Below are 20,129 nucleotides of genomic sequence, written 5' to 3' on the forward strand. Positions count from 1 at the left end.
CGTGCTGGTTTCGTTTCCGTCAATCCATTCTCAAGCCTGACTCCTCAAGCCTCACCCCTCCCCGCATGATTCTTCTCATCGATAACTACGACAGCTTTGTTTATAACCTGGCTCGGTATTTTACCGAACTGGGGTGTGAGGCAGTGGTTTGTCGCAATGATGCGATTTCGATCGCGGAGATTCGTCGTCTTCAGCCGGCGGCGATTGTGCTTTCGCCGGGGCCGGGGACGCCGCTCAATGCGGGGATTTGTCTGGAAGTGGTGCGCGAGTTCTTGGACGAGATTCCGATCCTGGGGGTCTGTTTGGGACATCAGGTGATCGCGGCAGCTCTGGGGGCGGAGATAGTGCGTGCGCCTGAACCGGTGCATGGTCGCACGACGTTTGTGGAACACGACGGCCAGTCACTGTTCGCCGGATTACCGAATCCGCTGCGTGCCACGCGCTACCATTCACTGATCGTCGACGAAGCGACGTTGCCTGCCCAATTGCGGGTGACGGCTCGTACCGACGCAGGGATCGTGATGGCCATCGAGCATGCGTCCGCTCCGGTGTTTGGTGTGCAATTCCATCCGGAATCCATTTTGACCGAATCGGGACAGGCGCTGCTGGGGGCATTTCTCAAAATTGCGGGAATCCCCGCCAGTGCACCGGTGCTGACCGAACTGGCGGCTGATGCCGACGGGGGGATGTCGTCAGATTTTGGCGAGGAACCGGGGCCGGTCATTCACTGGTAGGCAGAGGCGCGGCGACTGTCGCCTGTTACGGGTCGCACAGTGCGACCGCAAGCGGTCGGTTTGAGATTTAGGATAGTCACGCCCGAAAATCTGTGTTCATCCGTGTTCAATCCGTGGCTAAGAAAAACGACCACTTTGGGCTGTGACTCTGCCATGCTAAGAGTTTGCCGGTTATCGCGGTATTGCTGCTTGGGTTGTTTGTGCGTCTTCTCTGGTTCATACGACCGTTTTGACCCGCGCTCCTCGCTCGCCTCTGCATTAGAAGTTGGTTGCGCACGCGATCATGCTGTTATTCCTAGCCGATAGTTGAAGAAGAGCATGCGGATCGGGAGCACCAACCGCCGCGGTTGCCGCCTTCGCTGTCCGCACGCGCGGCTGACGACCACGTTAGCCGATTTCTTCACCGGAAGACGCGCGGAGTATCGACATGGCTCGAAAACTTCATTGGACATCAGTAGCTGCCTTGGCAGCGGCGGCCCTGGCCATCGGATTGATGGATGCGACTTCCGTCCAGGCGGCTGGTCATTGGCAGACAGACTATCAACAGGCCCGCAGCCAAGCCCAGCGCGAAGGCAAATTGTTGCTGTTGCACTTTCATGCCTCCTGGTGTGGACCCTGTCGGCGAATGGATCAAGAAGTTCTCTCGACCCAGGCTTTGAAGCAGAGGTTGGGTAAGAACATCATTGCCGTAAAAATCGATTCCGATCGATACCGGCAATTGACCGCGCAATTGAACGTTCAGTCATTGCCGAGCGATATCTTCATGACGGCCGAAGGCAAGGTCCTGCACCGAACCTCGGGCTATCAACCAGCGGGCAATTATCTACAAATGGTCTCCAGCGTCTCATCAAAATATGTTGGGTCGCGGCCGGTTGTTGTGGCCCGTCAGCCGAAACCCGCCCCCTCCAAATCGAAACAACTCCCGGTCACCGAAAAACCGGCCCAGAAAAAACTGGTCGCTCCCCGATCCAAACCGCGGGAGGACGTCATCGCCCGGGTGGATCAGAAGTTATCTCATGAAATTCTCGACGTGACAGCTGCGGACGAGACGGACGATTCCATTGGCCTACGCGGATTCTGTCCGGTGACGTTATGGAACTCACGGGAATGGAAGCCAGGCCGCCCGGAATACTCGATGACTTTCAAAGGGCTGACTTACCATATGTACTCCGCACAAGCCTTGGCAGAATTCGAGCAGAACCCCCGGCAATTTGCCCCACGTTTGATGGGCTGTGACCCGGTGGTGATGTCGGCCAAGAACTTGGCGAATCCCGGCAGCACCAGTTTTGGTGCGTTTTATGACGGGGAACTCTATCTGTTTGAAAGCGACGAATCGCGTCGACAGTTTAAATTGGATCCTGAACGCTACAGCAAGATTCGTCAGGTGAAATTGCCCAAACCTCAGTCCCAGCTACGGTAGGGGATCGTGCCCGGAGTTCTTGCCGTCTCAGCCGCTGCTGACTCAGCTATGTGCTCGGGCCCAGGCTCGTTGCGGGCTGAATTCCCGTGGTTTGAGCGGGTTAGGGCCGCCTGAATGGGGCAGATGGCCGATTCTGTGTGGCCGAAAAAATTGGCAGGAAACGCCATTTTCGTGGCAATCTTGGTGGACTTGAATTGACACAAGACCCAGGAAAGCTATGATGTGATTAGAAATTACGCTCTCGTTCTTCTCGCAAAGACGACCGTACGAACGAAATCGTTGAAGTCGTTTGTCGGGAAGAAAGCTGTCCAATTAGCTGGTGTGATTCCCCGGCTGAGCGTTGGCTCAGAACCTCGTTGCGGGAATACAGAGGACAGTGTGCTGGAGTGATCTTGAACGGCTTAGTGACATTCCAGTTTTGATGTCGCCGTTGGTCTGCTGAATCGTCTCGCAGGGTTTCACATAGGGTCATCGGGCTATGATCGGTGTGTGGGGCGGCATTTCCATGATGCCGGTGGTTTGCGAAACCGTAGACTCAGCAGTGCAGCGTCGTTAGTGTCGGGCTTTGTGGTCGTGCTACGGAAAGTGGCGCTGCAAAGTAATCAAAAAAATTCAATCCAGACATTAAAACGGAACTTCACATTCGCCGTTCATTGTGAGGACGAGCTAATATGTGGGCCAGGCCATGTTGTGCCGGTTCACGGAAGACAGGAACGTTCGCTTGCCGACTTGGCAGTCGTGTTCCTGAGGAATTCCACCTGCCGTTCTCATTGGTCGTTGTGGAATCGTTTTGCGTTCGTCAAGCATCGGTGGCAGGTGCCATCGGAGCGTCGTTCGTGAATTCAACGCACACAATCCAGGTGGCTTGGCCGCCAACTCCGTTTGCCAATCCGGTTGATTCGGGAGGCCCCGATCATCGGTTCAGCGTTCGCTACGATTTGAACAACCTGAGAGCGGAAAGCAGCGATGCCGCCAAAAAATCCCCGTTGGATCGGGGCCGATAGGAAATCACAAATCCCACCGGTTCGCGCCAGGGCCAATGGCTTTTGTGCCTACGAAACTGACGTGATGCCTGCGATGCATTGTCGCAGGAATCGCAACCAACCCATGGGCTGTGCCGTCCATGTTTTCGGGGTTTCGTCGAGATTACTTTCGAATTGTCACATCCTCAGGACGTGCAATTTCGTTAACACGGACCAACTGGGACATCCGTTTTTACCGAACCCAATTTCACCAACGCTAATTTCACCGAAGTCATCGGAGGGCATGATCGACAGTCATTCTTCCGATTCGTTGTCGAGACCTCACCAGCGGCAGGCGCAAATATGAGGTCACACAACCAGTATCCGCAACCGAGGAGTTCGGCCCATCTGAATTCCCTCCTCGTGTCAGGGCCGTTGAAGCGAATCACGTTTTTTGTGGGCAGGCATTCGCCGAATGTTTTCATCACCCTGAATTGATAATGACCGGGAAACGCAACAGCCCGCATTGGCTAAACTTTACTGAGCGGATGCGGCAAGTTTCAGACGATTTTTCACTAATGGAAAGTGTTCATGGCTGCGAAGAATTCTAGTTCGACCGACGGCGGAACTGAAGCTCCCAAGCGGCGAACCCGTCGGCGCAAAAAAGCAACCAACGACCAAGAGTCGGTTGATAAAGCTGCGGACGCAGCTACCAAAACTGCGGAACCGCCCGAGCCGATTTCCGCTGGCGATCAGTCCGGTGAAGCAGTCGCCGAGGGATCACGCGGAGGGGGCGAGAAATCCTCCGGTGAGGGGGGGGAATCCGATGGTCGCCGTCGCAAGCGTCGTCGACGTCGACGCAAAGGGGGCGATGAGGGTGGTTCGAATTCCTCACGCAATGAACGTTCCTCCAACCGCAATGGAGGCGGCAACTCCAACAATTCCAATTCCGGAAATCGCCGCTCACGTGGTCGACGAAACAAGAAACCGGGCGGCGGGGGAGGACAAGGCGGCGGCGGTGGCGGTCCAGAGGACAACGTCATCACCGGAAACGTCACCGGTGTTTTGGAGCTACACCCCAAAGGGTATGGCTTCATTCGCTCGCCGGATAACAACTACTCGTCTGAAAGCAGCGATGCGTTCGTTCCCAGTTCGTTGATCGAAAAGCATCGGCTCCGCGAAGGGATCATGATCACAGGCGGAGTCGGACCCGGTTCGCGCGGACAGGGACCACGATTGAAGTCAATCGAAACGATCGATGGAAACACGCTGGATGAATATCTGGCGATCAAAAACTTCGACGAACTGACTGCGATTAATCCGCATGAACAGATTATCCTCGAGACCGGCGCCAAACCGGTCACGATGCGGGTGATGGACTTGCTGACTCCGATCGGCAAAGGGCAACGGGCGTTGATCGTCGCGCCGCCGCGGACCGGAAAAACGATGCTGTTGCAACAGATCGCCAATTCCGTCAGTACCAATCATCCCGAAGTGAAACTCATCGTATTGTTGATCGATGAACGTCCTGAAGAAGTGACCGAGATGCGGCGGCAGGTCAATGGGGAAGTCATCGCTTCTTCAATGGACCGCGATGTCGAAAGCCACGTCCGGATCAGTCAATTGATTATTGAGCGAGGCAAACGGCTTGCCGAATCGGGCAAGGATGTGTTTATTCTGCTCGACAGTATTACGCGGACCGCCCGTGCCTTTAACAAATGGGGCGGCAACACCGGCCGTACGATGACCGGTGGACTGGATGTCAAAGCTTTGGATATCCCCAAGAAGATGTTCGGCACCGCCCGCTGTTTCGACGAAGGAGGGTCGCTGACCGTCGTCGGTACTGCCCTGATCGAGACCGGCAGTCGGATGGACGAAGTCATCTTTCAGGAGTTCAAAGGGACCGGCAACATGGAGTTGGTCCTCAACCGACGTCTGGCCGAACGCCGCATCTGGCCGGCCATCGACATCGGACTGTCGGGAACTCGCCGCGAAGAGATGATCCTCTCCGAGGAAAACTTGGAAGGTGTAATTTTGCTCAGGCGGTCGTTGGTTTCGCTAGAACCGATCGAAGCCATGGAACAGTTGATCAAAACGCTAGAACGCTTCCCCACCAATGCGGAATTCTTAACAAAAATCCGCTCGATTATGTGACGCAATCTGCGCATTCAGATATCAACCACAGCCCGGCTCCCTTGCGGTGTCCGGGCTGTTTTTATTTTATGGCGAAGTGCCACTAGCGGCTTGTCCGCCAGTGCGGTAGACGAGCGAGTTTTGCCATGCCGGCGGACGTTCAACGACGCGCACTGCTGAACGAGACAGCTGTGGCATCTGGTTGCCGGACCATGAGTAAGGTCAACTCGTGCTGTTGGCTTAATATCCGTAGTAGGGATGAAACGGAATTCCGGGCCAAACGCGAACGCCGAGAAATGAGTTGTTGAAGTTGTTTGCCGAAATGTAGGGGCGTTGTGCGGACACGCCGTACCATTTTCTACTTTCGATGCGTTGTTGGCGTTCCGCAGCCCGCTTCGTTGCGCGTTGCAGCCGCAGAAACTCGGGCGAGACGGTCGGAGTGCGTACCTCGCGACGGCTCGAATTGGCGGGCAGCGGGGCATCGCTGTCGTAGTCTTGGGCTTGGACAGACGACGCGCTGAAGAGCAGGCAGGCCATTCCGCCGGCCATGAGCAATTTGTGCATGAGGACTTCCTTTCCGCTATTCGTCCCGTGGCATCAAATCGTCGTGCCGAGGGGCCGTAGCGAAAAACGCGAAAATTTGTGGTTTGAATTCACCAAGTCCCGATTCCCGAGACAGACAGGATTCGTCATGGCCGAATCGGCGGTTGAAACCTAGCGTGAGATATCGCGCACCGTCGACTTCCATTGCTATATCGGTTGCGGAGAGTGTAGCGATTGAATCGATTTTGCTGAATTGTCCGGCAATCAATCGATTTCGCGACCGGCGAGCGGCATCTCAAATTCAGCGCGCAGAAAAGCCGTCACATTGGCCGTTTGCTAGAACCCGTTTCAAAACCGGGTTGTGCTTGCTCTCGCAGCGTTCAGATCAGTGTCAGTGAGACGCGTCAGAGGGTTTTAAAACGACTTGTCGTAAAGCGTTCCCGTTAGGTCGTCTGCTGACGGTCTTGGCGCTGTAATTCGCGAAGGGGAGCATCTCCACCTTGCACAATACAGACGTAGACAAAATCGCCGTCGCGCCAGGAGACCGCACTGAATCGCGAATGATAGATCGGCGTCGCACTGGCCATCGAGGTGGCTGTCGGTGACGACCAGATCTTAGCTGCCGGCGCGATGATCAAAGCCCCCCGAATCGTGCGGCCGCCGTTGCTGCGAAATTCGAATTCGGAGATCGCAATGTCGAGCGAGGTTCGCTGCGGAAACAATTCCCGATAGTCGTCCATCCACGTCAACGAGGTGAAATCCATCGCTGCGGACGGAGCCGACTGCTGGGGGTCAAACCCACCGGTGAACAACGGTCCGACCACCTGGGAATCCAATTGCTGCGAAGCAGCCTGGGTGACTTTGTGCATACTCACCGTTGAAGAATCGATCCAGTACCACCCGCCGACGATGAGGAATAATAGGCTTGCAGCGATCACCGTGATTTGGCGAAACCGCCGAGGAGACTTTGACCGGTGGGGTTTGTCGTCTGGAGCGGGGACGGTGCTTGAAGCAAGTTCGGCTTGGACGGCATCGAGCAGGCGGTTTTCCAGACCGGCAGGCACAGGCACGTCGCGGCAAACCGCGGCAATGGCGCGGTCCATCTCTTCACGATTGGCAACGAGAGTTCGGCAACGCGCGCAGTCCACCAGATGCGCGGAGGCGGCCGTCAATTCCGGATCGTCTTCAGCGCAAGCTTCGGACCGGCACAACTCAAGTTTCGCCAGTGCGTTGCTGCAATCCATCTCGTTCCTCTGTCTCGTTCCCTAAGTGGGAAAATCAATTCTCAAAAAAACAGACTCAGCACCAGATTGCCCGGTGCGGCGACTGTATGGCCCCAAAATCAATTGGGACCGTTAGGATCAAATCGGAAATGTGACCGAATCACGGCTGGAACCGCATTGGGCGGCTTGAAGTAATTCTTGACGCAAATGTGCTTTGGCCCGCGAGAGACGGCTCATCACTGTCCCGACGGGAACTTGCATCTGGTCTGCAATTTCCTGATAGCTAAATTCTTCAAAATAAAACAAAATTAAGGGGGACCGGAATGACTCCGGCAATGCGTTCAAAGCCGCCTGTAGTTGATCGGAATCAATTCCAAACGTCGCTGCGTCAGTGGATTTCGGTTCCGGAATCGATTCCAGCGCCGACCCCAAAGGGACCTCCCCGTGGTCTTCGTCCCGTAGTCGCTTCAAATATCGGTTGCGGAGGATCGTGCACAGCCATCCCTTGGCACTGCTTGGATCCCGCAACTGGTCAATTTTTCGGCACGCTTGCAGGTAAGTCTCTTGTGTCAAATCCTCAGCGTCGGCCGCCGACCCGCTGAGACGGTACGCGTACCGGTACAGCAGAGAATGGTGCTGCCTGACGAGTTCGATCATGTTGGGCGCGCTGAGGGCTTCACACATGGTATTTTCTATAAGTATTGATCCGATTCCTGTGGGTATTATTCCCCACAAATACAAAAAAATCCCGGATTCACAGCGTTTGCCGCAGTGCAGCCATCACCACGAGGATACCGAGCCGCATTGCCGATCACAAAACCCGCAAGTTTTTTCGATTCCCGTAGTGGCGCCCGCGAACGCTGTGCAAGTTATTTCCAACGCTGATGGGAAGTTCATTATGGGCTGTTTCGCTAGGGAATTCGTCGAACTGTGTGATTGGTTGGCTCTAATTCTTGAAAGTTTACAGTATTCCGGGAATAATCATCTGCCTCGCGCATCTTAAAATGGTGGATACCAAGAATTATTCGTACTGTGGTCTTCGCTGATTAGACGATTCGCAATTCGATTTGGTTTCCAATTTCGGTTTGAAGGAGGTTGAGAATGCGGATTTTTTGCCTAATTCTCGTTTCGGCAGTACTGATTATCAGTGGGATCAGTGGGATCAGTGGTTGTGGTCCCGCCGGAGGACCTCCTGAGGAAACGTTGCCCACGGATGGGGCAGCCAACACAACCGATGCCACGATGGATACCGATGCGCCACCTGGTCAATCAGAACCCGGGCAATCAGAGCCTAGTCAATCCGAACCGGGGCTATCGGAACCGGAAAGCGAAGGAGATGCGGCCGAACCCGCTACGGATTCGGTCGAATAACGCAGCCAAGGACGGTCGGAACCCGGTTTGCGAAAAATGAATTGGGGTCGTTCCACGTTTGCGGCGGTCAGAGCCGTCGGCGGGTTGCGATTGTGGTACGCAAACCATTTGTTTGGATTTGAGATTGCTCGTGATGTTCTCGAGCCGGCCGCCTGAATCGTATGTTTAAAGCGCTGTCAGCGGTTGATTTTTGACCTGGAAAGACTACGAGGAGTATCTTTAAGATGAAAAAATTGTTCGTGCTGTTTGCCGTCGTCGCCATGAGCTTTGCACAAATCGGTTGCGGTGGCCCTGCCACTGAAGAAGCGACTCCCCCCGCCGCCGATACTGGCGCTGCCGCTGGTGATGAAGCAGTCGAAGTCGACGAAACGGTTGTCGAAGAGCCGGCCGCAGAAGAATCGGCTGAAGATGCGGAAGCTGAAAACTAGTCAATACGTCGCAAGACGTTGATTGACAAAATTTCGAAACGGGGGAGTCTGGCAACGGACTCCCCTGTTTTCGTGCGCTTGCAAGAATCACGGTGCGTTATGTGAGCACGACTTGTTCCAGCGTGCGCTGCTTCAGTCGCTCCGTCACCGGCTCCGGCAGCGTGGCCGGCGCAGCCACGCCCGGTGTTCCATCGGGCAGCGTCATCAACTCCAATGGCGGTGACGAGAGGTCCTCGTGATAGAATCGGCTGGAGGGGAAAATGTCGGCTGGATAGGTAAAGTTCGGCAGCATGCCCAGCGCCACACAGTGTGCCGCTCCCGTGGCGCTTTCCAGCATGCCTCCCACCCAACAGGGAATCCCGGCAGCTTGGCAGGCATCGTGAATCGCCACGGCGTTGGTCAATCCTCCCACGCGTCCCGGTTTGATGTTCACGTAACGACAGCTTCCCAGTTGCAGCGCTTGCTGGACTGTCCGCAGATTCGTGGCACTTTCGTCCAGGCAGATCGGCGTCGCGATTTGCCGCTGCAGCTCTGCATGATCGATCACGTCGTCGTGTTGCAGCGGTTGTTCGATCATTGCCAAGCGGAATTCGTCCACTTCTTGAAACAACGGCAGATCCTCAAGCCGATACCCGCTGTTGCAATCGATGTGAAATGTCTGGTCGGGAAATTGTTGGCGGACAGCGCGGAGCATTTCCAGATCCCAACCCGGTCGGAATTTGAGTTTCACCCGCGGAAATTTTTCGGTGACTGCCGTGTCGATCGCGGCTAACAAATCGTCGGTGCTGTCCATCACACCAAAGTCCGCGCCGACAGGAATCTGATCCCGCGTCGCTCCCAATAGGCGGTGCAACGGTTCGCCGGAAATTTTACTTTTCAGGCTCCACCAAGCATTGTCGAACATTGCTTTGGCAAAAGGGTTGCCCTTGTAGATTGCCAGACGGTTTTGCAGCTCGGTACTTGTCGGCAACTCCTGGTGGAGTAGGGCGGGAGCCAACCAATCACGGGCGACGCTGAAGACCCCCACTGCGCATTCCGGACTATAGCAGGGGGCGGCAAACGGCGCGCTCTCGCCCCAGGCATCCACCGATCCACTCACGATACGGCACAGCACCGCATGGATAGCTGCATCCTCACCATAGGCAGTCCGCCAGGGATAAATCAGTGGCATCGCCACATGGTAAAGTTCGATTCGGTCAATGCGCATAGGGGGCGGTTTCTTTAGGGCGAAATCTTAAGGGTTTTACTGGATTAGCCAGCGCAAATTCAAATGTTTGTATCCGGTACAAAACACTGGCAACGCCAGTGGCACCCCAATTCTCACATTGGTTGTGACATTCGTGTTTTGGGTTGAGCGGAGTTAGTCGCCCGCGTCTTCGAAGAAGCGATAGAACTCGTCTTCGCCGGTCGCGCTGCCGATGTCGCGTGAAGCAACGGGGGTGGGGCTACGTGGAGGGGATTTGGGCGTGGGTGCCGGAGATGGAGTTTTCTGAGAAGCTGGAGCTTCGCTGTTGGTTGTTTCTGTGGCCGGGGTTTCGGTGCGGTCGATTTCCGCTGTGGCTTGTTTGCCGCTCTTGATTTCGCAGGCCGACACATGCACCTTTGCAGCGGCATCGTAGTGAATCGTGACTTCGATTTCCGAATTCACTGGCAGGTTCTCAGGCAGGTCGTCGACTTTGCAGCCCCCTACATGCACGAAGTCCTGCCCGTCATCCTCTCCCGATTCGATCACATGTAAATGCACGCGACGCTGATCCGGTTGGACCGTGCCGTAGACATGCGAAACCGAGGCAGGCAACGGTGTGTTCGCCGGGAGAATGTAGTGCGGAAAGCGATAACCGGTCACCGGATCGCGGACCAGAATTCCAAGTGCGCGGGAACTCACGCTTTGTTGGCGAAAACCGGCTAGGCGGTCCACAACAACGTCATTGCGAATGGAATGCACAAACTCGCTGTTGCTGAGCAGCATTCCCGCATAATAAGTAGCGCCGTGTGCGATCGATTGGTCGGGGGACAACGAGGTATTGAGCGTCCAGCCGCTCATCCCTTGAAGCATGTCGCGAACCATCGGCATCCGCGACGCCCCGCCGGCGGTCAGCACCACATCAACGTGCGCCCAACCCATGTTCATTTTTTTCAGCAGCTTGACTGTAATGTCCTGAGTGCGTTTCATGAGGCCCGCGGTCAATTTTTCAAATTGCGCGCGCGTCACTTGGTAGGTCTTGCGCTTGCCGGCATGCGTACAACTCAGTGCCGCGCGTTCCCGCGCCGAAAGACTTCGCTTTGCCTGTTCGACTTCCATGGCGAGATACTGCAGGCTTTGCCGATCCTCGGCGACATCCAGTCCGAGTTCCTTGATGAATTGCTTGCGGACATGTCCGGCCAACGCGCGGTTGAAATCGATGCCCCCCAATTTCAAATTGCCCGTCGACGCTAATACGCTCACCTGGTTTTTTTCGTAGTTCACCAACGACAAGTCGAACGTGCCGCCGCCCAGGTCGTAAACCAAGATGCGTTGTGAATGGGCCAACTCGGAGAACCACAATCCCTCCGCCCCCAAGACATAACACAGCGAAGCAGCCACCGGTTCGTTGATGATGTCCACATGTTTCAGGCCCGCCGCTAAACCCGCTTTGATCGTCGCCTGACGCTGCGCGTCGCTGAATTGCGCGGGAACCGTGATGACCGCTCGCTGGACTTTGCCGATTTTTTTTTCGGCGTCGCGCAGAAGCTTTTTGAGCACGAGAGCGGCGATGTCGGTCGGTGTGTATATTTTTCCGCGAATTCGCCAGCGCTTCTTGGGATTCCCCAGATGCCGCTTGGCATTCATGACCACGTATTCGGGGGTCGCAATCGCGTTGCGGAAGGCTTCTTTCCCGACAATCGGCCCATCTTCGTCGAAGAGCACCACCGAGGGCGTGGTGATTTCCCCTTCCTCATTGGGAATCGAAACCGGTTCGCCATGCTCGTTGAGGTAAGCGATACACGAATTCGTCGTCCCAAGGTCGATTCCCACCGCGTGCGTTGTCAACATAGGTGCGATTTCCTCGTTTTGCTGTACGCACTTTCGTGTTAGAATTCGACGGACCGAGAAGGGAGTCGGCGCTACCAACTTCGATTTAGTGTGGCAGCGCTGGCCACTTGAATCAACCCCGTCTTAGCCGTCGGCTTAGGGAGAACTTCGGTGTCGTCTCTTTCACTGATCTTGTTGGGATGTTGTCTGGCCGCCGAGCCGGGGTTTTCCGTTGTCGATGACCGACCGATTCCTGAGCTGGTCCAGGGGCAAGCTTTTGAAGCGACGTTGAATCAGCATATCTCGGTCCGCTGGGAAAATGTCGACATCCGCACGATCCTTCAGCGGCTAACTGACGAGTACCATATTGCGTTTCTCCGCGATCGGCGGATTGATCCCGATGCCGTCGTCAGCTTTTCGACAGCACCCAAACCGGCGCGGGACGTCGTAACCGATATCAGTGCGTTGGCAGGCGGTGATATTCGCTTTGTCGGCAACACGGCCTATGTCGGTCCCGAACTTGCCGCACAGAAGCTACGCACACTGATTGCGCTGAGGACCGCGGAGTTGGCGAATACTGAGGAGATTTCCCCAGAGCATCAACAACGTCTTGCAAAACGCCAGACGATCCATTGGCAGGATCTTGATCAGCCTGTGGAAGTTCTGGAGAACATCGTTCGACAATACGAACTAAAAATCGTGGGCGGCGAGCAGATTCCTCATGATCTTTGGGGAGGAGGGACAATCATTGCCGACAGCGCCGCCGAAGCGTTGTCGCTGATCCTGGTTCAATTCGACCTGACCTTCCAATGGCGGAATGGGGCGGCGGAAATCGAAATTATTCCAATCCCGGAAAAAGTGGTGCTCGCGCGCGGCCACAATCCGCGACCACATTCCCTGCGAGTCGCAACAGAACTCATCGACGCAGAGCTGCCCGGTTTGTCGCAGCGTATTGAGCAAGGCAAAATTGTCGTGTTGGGGACGATCGAAGAGCACGAGACCGTGGAGCGAGTGTTGCACCCCCCGCAACCTAAAATCGCAGAGCATCCCGGCAAGGCTGCCGACGATCCACTGGAAAACGAACGCATCACGTTGCGGGTGATGGGCGTCCCGGCACTGGCGCTGATCAAAGATTTGCAGAAGCGCTACAAAATGGTGTTCAAATACAATTCACAGACACTTGCGGCCGCCGAGATCGATCTGGAGCAGAAAGTGGATATTCATGTGACCAAAACGACAATCGATGGTTATCTTGCCGCTTTCATCAAGCAGGTCGGGGCCGAGTTCGAGCGAAATGGATTGCAGGTCACCATTCGTCCCCCTTCTGCCCAAAAGTGAGAAATACGGTCCGCCCACCGCGATTGGCAAACCGTCGTCCCCTCCAGTTGTGGCCCCGGGACGCATTCTTAAGTTAACCACGAAATCCGCGAAAAACACGAAAAAAAGGCAGCGAGAACGAAGAAGGCTTACGGCACTTCAGTTGTACTCAAATAACGTGGGATGAAAATTGTAGGCCCTTTTTCGTGTCTTTCGTCTATTTCGTGGTTTATTTTTTCTGTTTTGCTACAGGAGACCGCGCGAGGTTTTTCACGTTTTTCGTGGTTCAACTCAAAATCCCAGGAGTTGCCGCTGGCGGGATCTTACCCGGTTATTTCCGAAAATGTGTCTTCCTGGACGATTTTCGGGCGAATCGACCGCTGTTCCCTTGAACTCCGCCGCAGAAATGCGAACATCGGGGCTCTCGTGCACCGCCTGGCGGTCTTGATATCGATATCGAATTCCTGAGACGATCAAATAACAGATGTCCCCAGCTCCTAAGAATCTCATCGTTGCTCAATCCGGTGGTCCGTCGCCGGTCATCAATAACAGCCTGCGTGGCCTTGTCGAAGCCAGCCGCGATTTTGCCGGCATCGGCACGATTTACGGTGGTTGGCATGGCATCGAGGGGGTGCTCAAGGAGGAATTGCTCGATTTATCCTCGCAATGCCCTGACGAAATCGCCCGGCTGCGGATCACGCCGGCTGCCGGTTCGATCGGTACGTGCCGTTACAAACTCCGGGACCACCAAAACGAAGACTTCGACCGCATTCTCGATGTCTTCAAAGCGCACAACGTGGGCTATTTCTGTTACATCGGCGGCAACGACTCGATGGACACGGCCAACAAGGTCGCCCAAATGGCGCACGAGCGGGGGATTGACCTGGTGGCGGTCGGCGTTCCCAAGACGATCGACAATGACGTGGGGGATAGCGAATTCAAATTGATCGATCACACGCCCGGTTACGGCAGTGTGGCTCGGTATTGGTCGCACATGGTGCAATTTGCCAACGAAGAGAACGCCGGCAGTTCCCCGGCCGATCCCGTGTTGGTGTTGCAAGCCATGGGCCGTCGCATCGGTTTCATCCCCGCCGCCGCCCGATTGGCCGATCCGGAGCGGAAATTGCCGCTGCAGATTTATCTAGCGGAGCGGGAAATTTCGATTGAAAAGATCCACGATCAAGTCAACGACCAATTGCGCCGCGACGGCCGTGCGATTGTGGTTGTCAGCGAAGGGCTGAAAATCGGTGATTTAGGAGAGCGGAAAGATTCGTTCGGCCATACACAATTCAGCTCCAGTGAAATCACGGTCGCTCAAAAACTGGTTAACGAGTTGAACAGCCGCGGTTTGGCCGTCAAAGGCTCTGCCCGTTGCAACGTGCCGGGCACCGACCAACGGCACAACATGATTTACGCCTCGACGGTCGACTTGGAAGAAGCCTACAAAGTCGGTCAAAAGGCGGCACGGTTGGCGGCCGATGGCGAGAGCGGTTTCATGGCCACCATTTTACGCAACGACGTCCCCGAATACGGCGTGCATTATGATAAAGTTCCGCTACCTGAAGTCGCCAACAGCGAGCGGGAGTTCCTCGAATCGTGGATCACAGACGATGGCATGGACGTGACCGACGATTTCGTCCGCTACGCCGCACCACTCGTCGGCGAGGATTGGGTCAGCATCCCCATGAACCGCGGCCGTGTGCGATTGGCACAACTGCAGCCGCTGTTCGCCGATCAGCTACTGGCGAAATACACACCGCAAGCGGATCGAGAATAGAAGACTTAGCCACAGATTGAACACAGATCAAACACAGATTTCGTAGGGTCCGCTGTGCGGACCGCAATGGGCGAAAGAGTCCGCATAGAGGACTCTACACCTCCTTTGCGGATCAAAACTAGCGAAATACACTTTTCAAGCGGATCGGGATTAAGACACACGTCTTCACAGATTTCTAAAGCCCCACATTTTTTTGATCTGTGTTTTATCCGTGTTCAATCTGTGGCTAAAAAAAATAACATCACACACGAAATATTGAATTGCCGGGAGCAACAAAACAGTGTCGGATAACCCGCTGGATCACAACTTCAAGAAGCAACATGACTATTTGATCGGTATCGATTCCGATGGCTGCGCGTTTGACTCGATGGAGGTCAAACACAAAGAGTGCTTCATCCCCAATACCGTCAAATACTTCAATCTGGCGGCCGTCTCGAAATATGCGCGTCAGGCGGCGGAGTTTGTGAATTTGTATTCTAAAGGGCGAGGCATCAATCGCTTTCCCGCTCTGATCGAGACCGTTGATTTATTGCGGGAGTGGCCCGATGTTATCCGCCGCAACGTCGAGATTCCGCAGTTGCAGGAAGTCCGCGATTGGATTGCTCGTGAAGACAAACTGGGCAATCCAGCTTTGGAAGCTGAGGTCGCCAAAAATCCAACACCAGAACTGAGTAACGCCTTGGCATGGTCCAAAGCGGTCAATGCGACGGTCGACGACATTGTGCACAACGTTCCGCCGTTTCCCAACGTGCGGGAAAGTTTGGAAAAACTGAGCAGCGTCGCCGACATGATTGTTTGTTCCGCGACCCCCAATAAGGCGCTCGGCAAGGAATGGGAAGAGCACGATATTGCGAAATACGTCGCCGCCATTTGCGGGCAGGAAGCGGGTAGCAAGAAAGAAACGCTCGGTCAAGCGGCCGGACATGGTTATGCGAAAAACCATGTGCTGATGATCGGCGACGCCCCGGGAGACATGAAAGCCGCTAAAGCGGTCGGCGCACTGTTTTATCCCATCAACCCCGGTGCCGAAGAGCAAAGTTGGCAACGGTTCCTGGATGAGTCGTGCGATAAATTCTTAAACGATCAATACGCAGGTGAATACGAAGCGGCCTTGATCGCCGAATTCGACACCTACCTGCCGGAATTGCCGCCCTGGAAGAGTTGAGGGGGGCCATCATTCCCCACACGGCGGGAGACACATAGAATCGGGACGAGGCTTTAGCCTATAGACTGTAGATCTTAGGACGAACAATTGATCGCTGCAGGCCGTGCCCTACGGCCTACAGTCTAAGGCCTACAGCCTAACCCCATACAAACCCTTTTGCGAAAGTATGTCAGACAATGGCTCAATGTGATATTGGATTGGTCGGCTTGGCCGTCATGGGACAAAACCTGGTGCTCAATATGGAGAGCCGGGGCTATCGGGTAGCGGTGTTTAATCGCACGACCAGCAAGGTGGATGATTTCCTTGCGGATGAGGCGGCCGGTAAGAACATCGATGGTTTTCATTCGCTCAAGGAATTGGTCGCTTCGCTCAAATCGCCGCGACAGGTGATGTTGATGGTCAAAGCAGGACCAGCCGTCGATGCTTTGATCGATGAGCTCAAAGGTCTGCTTGATCCGGGTGATATTATTATCGATGGTGGAAACACCTACTTCCCAGACACGAATCGTCGCACCAAAGAGGTCGAAGAGGCCGGTCTGTTGTTCGTGGGGACGGGGGTTTCCGGGGGAGAAGAAGGGGCGCTCAAAGGCCCCAGTATTATGCCCGGCGGCAGCGAAGCTGCGTGGCCGCACGTTAAAGAGCTGTTCCAAAAAATCTCCGCCAAAGTCGGCCCGAATGCTGACATCCCCTGTTGCGAATGGGTCGGACCGGCCGGGGCAGGGCACTATGTCAAAATGGTGCACAATGGCATCGAATACGGCGACATGCAGCTGATCTGCGAAGCGTATTTCATTCTGAAAAACGCGCTGGGCTTAACGAACGACGAATTGCATGACGTCTTCAAAGAGTGGAACCTTGGCGAGTTGGAAAGTTATCTAATCGAGATCACTCGTGATATCTTCACCGTGAAAGATCCGGAGACAGGCGGGTATTTGGTCGACCAAATTATGGATACCGCCCGACAAAAGGGAACCGGCAAATGGATGAGCCAACATGCTCTCGATTTGGGTGTACCCACGACATTGATCACCGAAGCGGTCTATGCTCGCGCGTTGTCCGCACTCAAAGACGCCCGCGTTCGCGCCTCAAAAGTCCTCAGCGGCCCCGATGCCAAATACACCGGTGATCGCGACAAATTTATCGAAGATGTCCGCCAGGCGTTGTTTGCCTCAAAAATCTGTAGTTATGCCCAAGGCTATGTGCAACTGGATGCCGCGGCTGACGAATTTGGTTGGAAGTTGGACAACGGCAATATCGCTTTGTTGTGGCGAGGTGGCTGCATCATTCGGGCGACATTCCTGGGTGATATCAAAGCGGCGTTTGATAAGAATCCCGACTTGGAAAATCTATTGCTGGATGACTTCTTCGCCGATGCGGTGCAAAAAGCACAACCGAGTTGGCGGCATGTTGTCGGCACGGCAGTGGAGTTAGGACTACCCGTCCCCGGTTTCGCAGCCGCACTCACGTACTTCGATGGTTATCGTTTGGCACGTCTGCCCGCCAACCTGTTGCAGGCCCAACGCGACTATTTCGGAGCGCACACCTATCAACGGCTGGACAAAGAGGGTACGTTCCATACGGATTGGATCCGCGAACGTACGCTCTAGTTTCGCTCAAAAGCCCCCGGTTCGCCGGGGATTTTATTGGCCCATAACGGAACAAAACCCTCCATGCGCATCGAGCATTTTGCGATCTACGCCGAAGATACCATCGAATTAGCCGACTGGTACTGTGAAAAGTTCGGTCTAAAAGTCGTATTCCGTAATGAGCAGCAACCGCCGGTCTTTTTTGTGGCGGATGAATCAGGGATGTCGATCGAGATCATCGGTCGTCCTCCTCGGGCTCAACCGATTGACTTTGGTGATGTGTTTCACTTCGCGTTTATCGTGGATGACTTCGATGCGACTGTGGCGGAATTGACGGCAAAGGGAGTCCCCTTTGAAGACGAAATTCAGTTTGCCGATGGAGCGGTCCGCATCTGTTATTTCGCCGACCCGGCCGGAAATCGCGGACAGGTTGTCTACCGTAGCCAACCATTGTAAAGAGAAGCCGTAACATAAGAATCGTAGGTCATGCTGTGCATGACGAATCGTGATCGATGGACGTTTTCCCAAGCATTGTCATGCACAGCATGACCTACAAAGACGTTAAGACATTGCGATAAGACCGTAGGGCAGGCTCCCGCCTGCCTAGTGCAAATGGCGAACCCCTAAAGTGGGAGCCGGTGAGATGAGGCTACAATTCTTGGGGACGGGGGGATATCATCCCACGGAGCAGCGGCACACCTCTTGCGTGTTGCTGCCCGACACCGGAATTGCGTTTGATGCCGGAACCAGTTTCTTTCGCGTTCCCAGCCGCCTCAAGACCGACGAGCTCGACGTCTTTCTATCGCACGCACATCTCGACCATATAATTGGATTGACCTATTTCATCGTTCCTCTATTGAGTGGGCAAATCAAACAGGTCCGCGTGCATGGACGTCCTCAGGACTTGGATGCTGTGCAAACGCATCTGTTTTCGAAGCAGCTATTTCCCATTCTGCCCGAGTTTGATTTCCGCGAAATTCAACAATCGTATGCCGTCGCGGATGGCGGGACCTTAACGCACGTGCCACTCAAACACCCCGGCGGCTCGTTGGGATATCGGATTGATTGGCCCGAGCGGTCGTTGGCCTATCTGACCGATACGACGGTCGATCCTGATTACCTCGATTTTATTCGCGGTGTCGATGTATTGATCCACGAGTGCAATTTCACCGATGACATGTCGCAGTGGTGCGAGACCACCGGGCATAGCAACACATCAGCTGTGGCTCAGTTGGCGCGGGATGCTGAGGTCGGCCGTTTGTACCTAACGCATTTTGACCCGCAAAGCGATGGCGACGACCCTGTCGGTTTGGAAATCGCACGCGGTATTTTTCCCGAGTCGGCGGTTGCCGAGGACCTGTTGGAAATCGAATTTTAAACCGTGCGGGAACATCACAAAACGTGAACTCGACTTTTCTCGAACAACTACGCAGTCCAGAGTCCGGCGGGCAACTGCGGCTGGATACCGAGCAATCGCAGCTCGTTGATGAATCGTCCGGCGATTCGTATCCCATCATCGAGGGCATTCCGCGTTTCGTCGCCTCAGAGCATCTCGCCAGTTTTGGGCTGCAGTGGAATAAATACGAAGTCGCCCACGACGACGAAGACCGCGCCACGTTTCAAGCAAAAACCGGCATGCGGCTGGAAGACTTGTCCGGTCTACGCGTCTTGGATGCCGGTTGCGGCGGGGGGCGGTACAGTAAAATCGTCGGCGAAGCTGGAGCAAAAGTCATCGGTGCCGATCACAGCACGGCTGTCGAAAAAGCGGCGCAACTGTGTGGGCACCTTCCCGATGTCAATTTCGTACAGGCGGACCTTAAGAAACTGCCGCTGGAGCCGGCTTCATTCGATTTCGTCTTCTCCATCGGCGTGATGCATCACGATGCCGATACGCGGGCGGTCTTTGATTCGGTCGCGAAATTCGTCAAACCGGGCGGCAAAATGGCGGTCTGGTTGTATCGCCGCAATCAGTGGTGGCAAGAATGGATCAACGATGCCCTCCGCCGCCGCACGACGACGATGCCTGCGGAAAAGCTCGAGCCCTGGTGCCGCCGCGGTGCTTGGTTGGGCGGACTGCCGGTGATCGGCAAGACGCTCAATAAAATCGCCAACTTCAGCAATCACCCCAACTGGGAAAACCGCGTTTGCGACACGTTTGATTGGTACGCCCCGCAGTACCAATATCACCACACGGTCGAGGAATTGAGCGGTTGGTTTCGCGACGCCGGTTTTGACCAACTGCGCGTACTGCCGCCGGAAAAAACGGGCCGGTTCTATCGCTGGACGTACGAGCAAAACCTGCTGATTGGCAGCGGGGTGAATGTACAGGCGACGCGGATATCGTGATGGCTGGGTGGGGCGGTGATTTGCGACGGTTGTTGCCTTCGACACGCCCCCTCTATAATGAGTGTGTTGTTGAGCGAATCCATCGCGACTATCCCCCCCTGAAATCAATAC

At 55.0% G+C, this 20,129-nt stretch carries 17 protein-coding genes; 12 read left to right on the top strand and 5 right to left on the bottom strand.

Annotated elements, in window-relative coordinates:
- Positions 1 to 65: 65 nt before the first annotated feature.
- From Mal52_RS09495 to rho, 3 genes are all read left to right on the top strand, one after another.
- A complete protein-coding gene (locus Mal52_RS09495; RefSeq protein WP_145375648.1) occupies positions 66 to 734 on the top strand; it encodes an anthranilate synthase component II in 669 nt (222 codons plus the stop codon).
- A gap of 427 nt (positions 735 to 1,161) precedes the next feature.
- Entirely contained in the window at positions 1,162 to 2,154 is a 993-nt protein-coding gene (locus Mal52_RS09500; RefSeq protein ID WP_145375650.1) for a thioredoxin family protein, read from the top strand.
- Positions 2,155 to 3,707: 1,553 nt separating this feature from the next.
- On the top strand, positions 3,708 to 5,270 hold the full coding sequence (gene rho / locus Mal52_RS09505) for a transcription termination factor Rho (protein WP_145375652.1): 1,563 nt from the start codon (positions 3,708 to 3,710) through the stop codon (positions 5,268 to 5,270).
- Between the two features lie 219 nt (positions 5,271 to 5,489).
- On the opposite strand, the gene Mal52_RS09510 is transcribed toward rho, so the two are convergent.
- The 3 genes from Mal52_RS09510 to Mal52_RS09520 all read right to left on the bottom strand — a co-directional run bounded on the left by Mal52_RS09510 (position 5,490) and on the right by Mal52_RS09520 (position 7,699).
- Complete coding sequence (locus Mal52_RS09510) at positions 5,490 to 5,813, bottom strand: hypothetical protein (protein ID WP_145375654.1); 324 nt, start codon at positions 5,811 to 5,813, stop codon at positions 5,490 to 5,492.
- Positions 5,814 to 6,235: 422 nt separating this feature from the next.
- On the bottom strand, positions 6,236 to 7,036 hold the full coding sequence (locus Mal52_RS09515) for a hypothetical protein (RefSeq protein ID WP_145375656.1): 801 nt from the start codon (positions 7,034 to 7,036) through the stop codon (positions 6,236 to 6,238).
- A 117-nt stretch (positions 7,037 to 7,153) separates the two neighbouring features.
- A complete protein-coding gene (locus Mal52_RS09520) occupies positions 7,154 to 7,699 on the bottom strand; it encodes an RNA polymerase sigma factor (RefSeq protein ID WP_145375658.1) in 546 nt (181 codons plus the stop codon).
- Between the two features lie 417 nt (positions 7,700 to 8,116).
- Here Mal52_RS09520 and Mal52_RS09525 point away from each other — a divergent pair, with 417 nt between their 5' ends.
- Both Mal52_RS09525 and Mal52_RS09530 read left to right on the top strand, forming a co-directional pair.
- Positions 8,117 to 8,386 (top strand): hypothetical protein, encoded by a 270-nt coding sequence (locus Mal52_RS09525; RefSeq protein ID WP_145375660.1) that lies wholly within the window; start codon positions 8,117 to 8,119, stop codon positions 8,384 to 8,386.
- 224 nt (positions 8,387 to 8,610) lie between these two features.
- Positions 8,611 to 8,814, top strand: coding sequence for a hypothetical protein (locus tag Mal52_RS09530; protein ID WP_145375662.1), 204 nt, complete (start codon positions 8,611 to 8,613; stop codon positions 8,812 to 8,814).
- 97 nt (positions 8,815 to 8,911) lie between these two features.
- On the opposite strand, the gene menC is transcribed toward Mal52_RS09530, so the two are convergent.
- Positions 8,912 to 10,021 carry an o-succinylbenzoate synthase gene (menC, locus tag Mal52_RS09535; protein ID WP_145375664.1) on the bottom strand — a complete coding sequence of 370 codons (1,110 nt, stop codon included), beginning with the start codon at positions 10,019 to 10,021 and terminating at the stop codon, positions 8,912 to 8,914.
- 153 nt (positions 10,022 to 10,174) lie between these two features.
- Positions 10,175 to 11,848 (bottom strand): Hsp70 family protein, encoded by a 1,674-nt coding sequence (locus tag Mal52_RS09540; protein ID WP_145375666.1) that lies wholly within the window; start codon positions 11,846 to 11,848, stop codon positions 10,175 to 10,177.
- Positions 11,849 to 11,998: 150 nt separating this feature from the next.
- On the opposite strand from Mal52_RS09540, the gene Mal52_RS09545 reads away from it, so the two are divergent.
- From Mal52_RS09545 to Mal52_RS09575, 7 genes are all read left to right on the top strand, one after another.
- Entirely contained in the window at positions 11,999 to 13,165 is a 1,167-nt protein-coding gene (locus Mal52_RS09545) for a hypothetical protein (protein ID WP_145375668.1), read from the top strand.
- 463 nt (positions 13,166 to 13,628) lie between these two features.
- The gene (locus tag Mal52_RS09550; RefSeq protein WP_145375670.1) at positions 13,629 to 14,921 is read left to right on the top strand and encodes a diphosphate--fructose-6-phosphate 1-phosphotransferase; all 1,293 of its coding nucleotides are present in this window, start codon (positions 13,629 to 13,631) and stop codon (positions 14,919 to 14,921) included.
- 280 nt (positions 14,922 to 15,201) lie between these two features.
- Positions 15,202 to 16,086 (top strand): HAD family hydrolase, encoded by an 885-nt coding sequence (locus Mal52_RS09555; RefSeq protein ID WP_197534778.1) that lies wholly within the window; start codon positions 15,202 to 15,204, stop codon positions 16,084 to 16,086.
- A 176-nt stretch (positions 16,087 to 16,262) separates the two neighbouring features.
- The gene (gene gnd, locus Mal52_RS09560; RefSeq protein ID WP_145375672.1) at positions 16,263 to 17,693 is read left to right on the top strand and encodes a decarboxylating NADP(+)-dependent phosphogluconate dehydrogenase; all 1,431 of its coding nucleotides are present in this window, start codon (positions 16,263 to 16,265) and stop codon (positions 17,691 to 17,693) included.
- Positions 17,694 to 17,756: 63 nt separating this feature from the next.
- On the top strand, positions 17,757 to 18,128 hold the full coding sequence (locus Mal52_RS09565) for a VOC family protein (protein WP_145375674.1): 372 nt from the start codon (positions 17,757 to 17,759) through the stop codon (positions 18,126 to 18,128).
- Positions 18,129 to 18,315: 187 nt separating this feature from the next.
- Positions 18,316 to 19,050, top strand: a complete 735-nt coding sequence (locus tag Mal52_RS09570; protein WP_145375676.1) for an MBL fold metallo-hydrolase — start codon at positions 18,316 to 18,318, stop codon at positions 19,048 to 19,050.
- Positions 19,051 to 19,073: 23 nt separating this feature from the next.
- Positions 19,074 to 20,018, top strand: coding sequence for a methyltransferase domain-containing protein (locus Mal52_RS09575; RefSeq protein WP_145375678.1), 945 nt, complete (start codon positions 19,074 to 19,076; stop codon positions 20,016 to 20,018).
- The last annotated feature ends 111 nt before the right edge of the window (positions 20,019 to 20,129 follow it).

Source organism: Symmachiella dynata, from assembly GCF_007747995.1.
Lineage (GTDB): Bacteria > Planctomycetota > Planctomycetia > Planctomycetales > Planctomycetaceae > Symmachiella > Symmachiella dynata.

What these genes read in the sequence shown, in the direction of transcription:
- Mal52_RS09495 (WP_145375648.1), top strand. Translation starts at nt 66, where the DNA reads ATGATTCTTCTCATCGATAACTACGACAGCTTTGTTTATAACCTGGCT.
- Mal52_RS09500 (WP_145375650.1), top strand. Translation starts at nt 1,162, where the DNA reads ATGGCTCGAAAACTTCATTGGACATCAGTAGCTGCCTTGGCAGCGGCG.
- rho (WP_145375652.1), top strand. Translation starts at nt 3,708, where the DNA reads ATGGCTGCGAAGAATTCTAGTTCGACCGACGGCGGAACTGAAGCTCCC.
- Mal52_RS09510 (WP_145375654.1), bottom strand. Translation starts at nt 5,813, where the DNA reads ATGCACAAATTGCTCATGGCCGGCGGAATGGCCTGCCTGCTCTTCAGC.
- Mal52_RS09515 (WP_145375656.1), bottom strand. Translation starts at nt 7,036, where the DNA reads ATGGATTGCAGCAACGCACTGGCGAAACTTGAGTTGTGCCGGTCCGAA.
- Mal52_RS09520 (WP_145375658.1), bottom strand. Translation starts at nt 7,699, where the DNA reads ATGTGTGAAGCCCTCAGCGCGCCCAACATGATCGAACTCGTCAGGCAG.
- Mal52_RS09525 (WP_145375660.1), top strand. Translation starts at nt 8,117, where the DNA reads ATGCGGATTTTTTGCCTAATTCTCGTTTCGGCAGTACTGATTATCAGT.
- Mal52_RS09530 (WP_145375662.1), top strand. Translation starts at nt 8,611, where the DNA reads ATGAAAAAATTGTTCGTGCTGTTTGCCGTCGTCGCCATGAGCTTTGCA.
- menC (WP_145375664.1), bottom strand. Translation starts at nt 10,021, where the DNA reads ATGCGCATTGACCGAATCGAACTTTACCATGTGGCGATGCCACTGATT.
- Mal52_RS09540 (WP_145375666.1), bottom strand. Translation starts at nt 11,848, where the DNA reads ATGTTGACAACGCACGCGGTGGGAATCGACCTTGGGACGACGAATTCG.
- Mal52_RS09550 (WP_145375670.1), top strand. Translation starts at nt 13,629, where the DNA reads ATGTCCCCAGCTCCTAAGAATCTCATCGTTGCTCAATCCGGTGGTCCG.
- gnd (WP_145375672.1), top strand. Translation starts at nt 16,263, where the DNA reads ATGGCTCAATGTGATATTGGATTGGTCGGCTTGGCCGTCATGGGACAA.
- Mal52_RS09565 (WP_145375674.1), top strand. Translation starts at nt 17,757, where the DNA reads ATGCGCATCGAGCATTTTGCGATCTACGCCGAAGATACCATCGAATTA.
- Mal52_RS09570 (WP_145375676.1), top strand. Translation starts at nt 18,316, where the DNA reads ATGAGGCTACAATTCTTGGGGACGGGGGGATATCATCCCACGGAGCAG.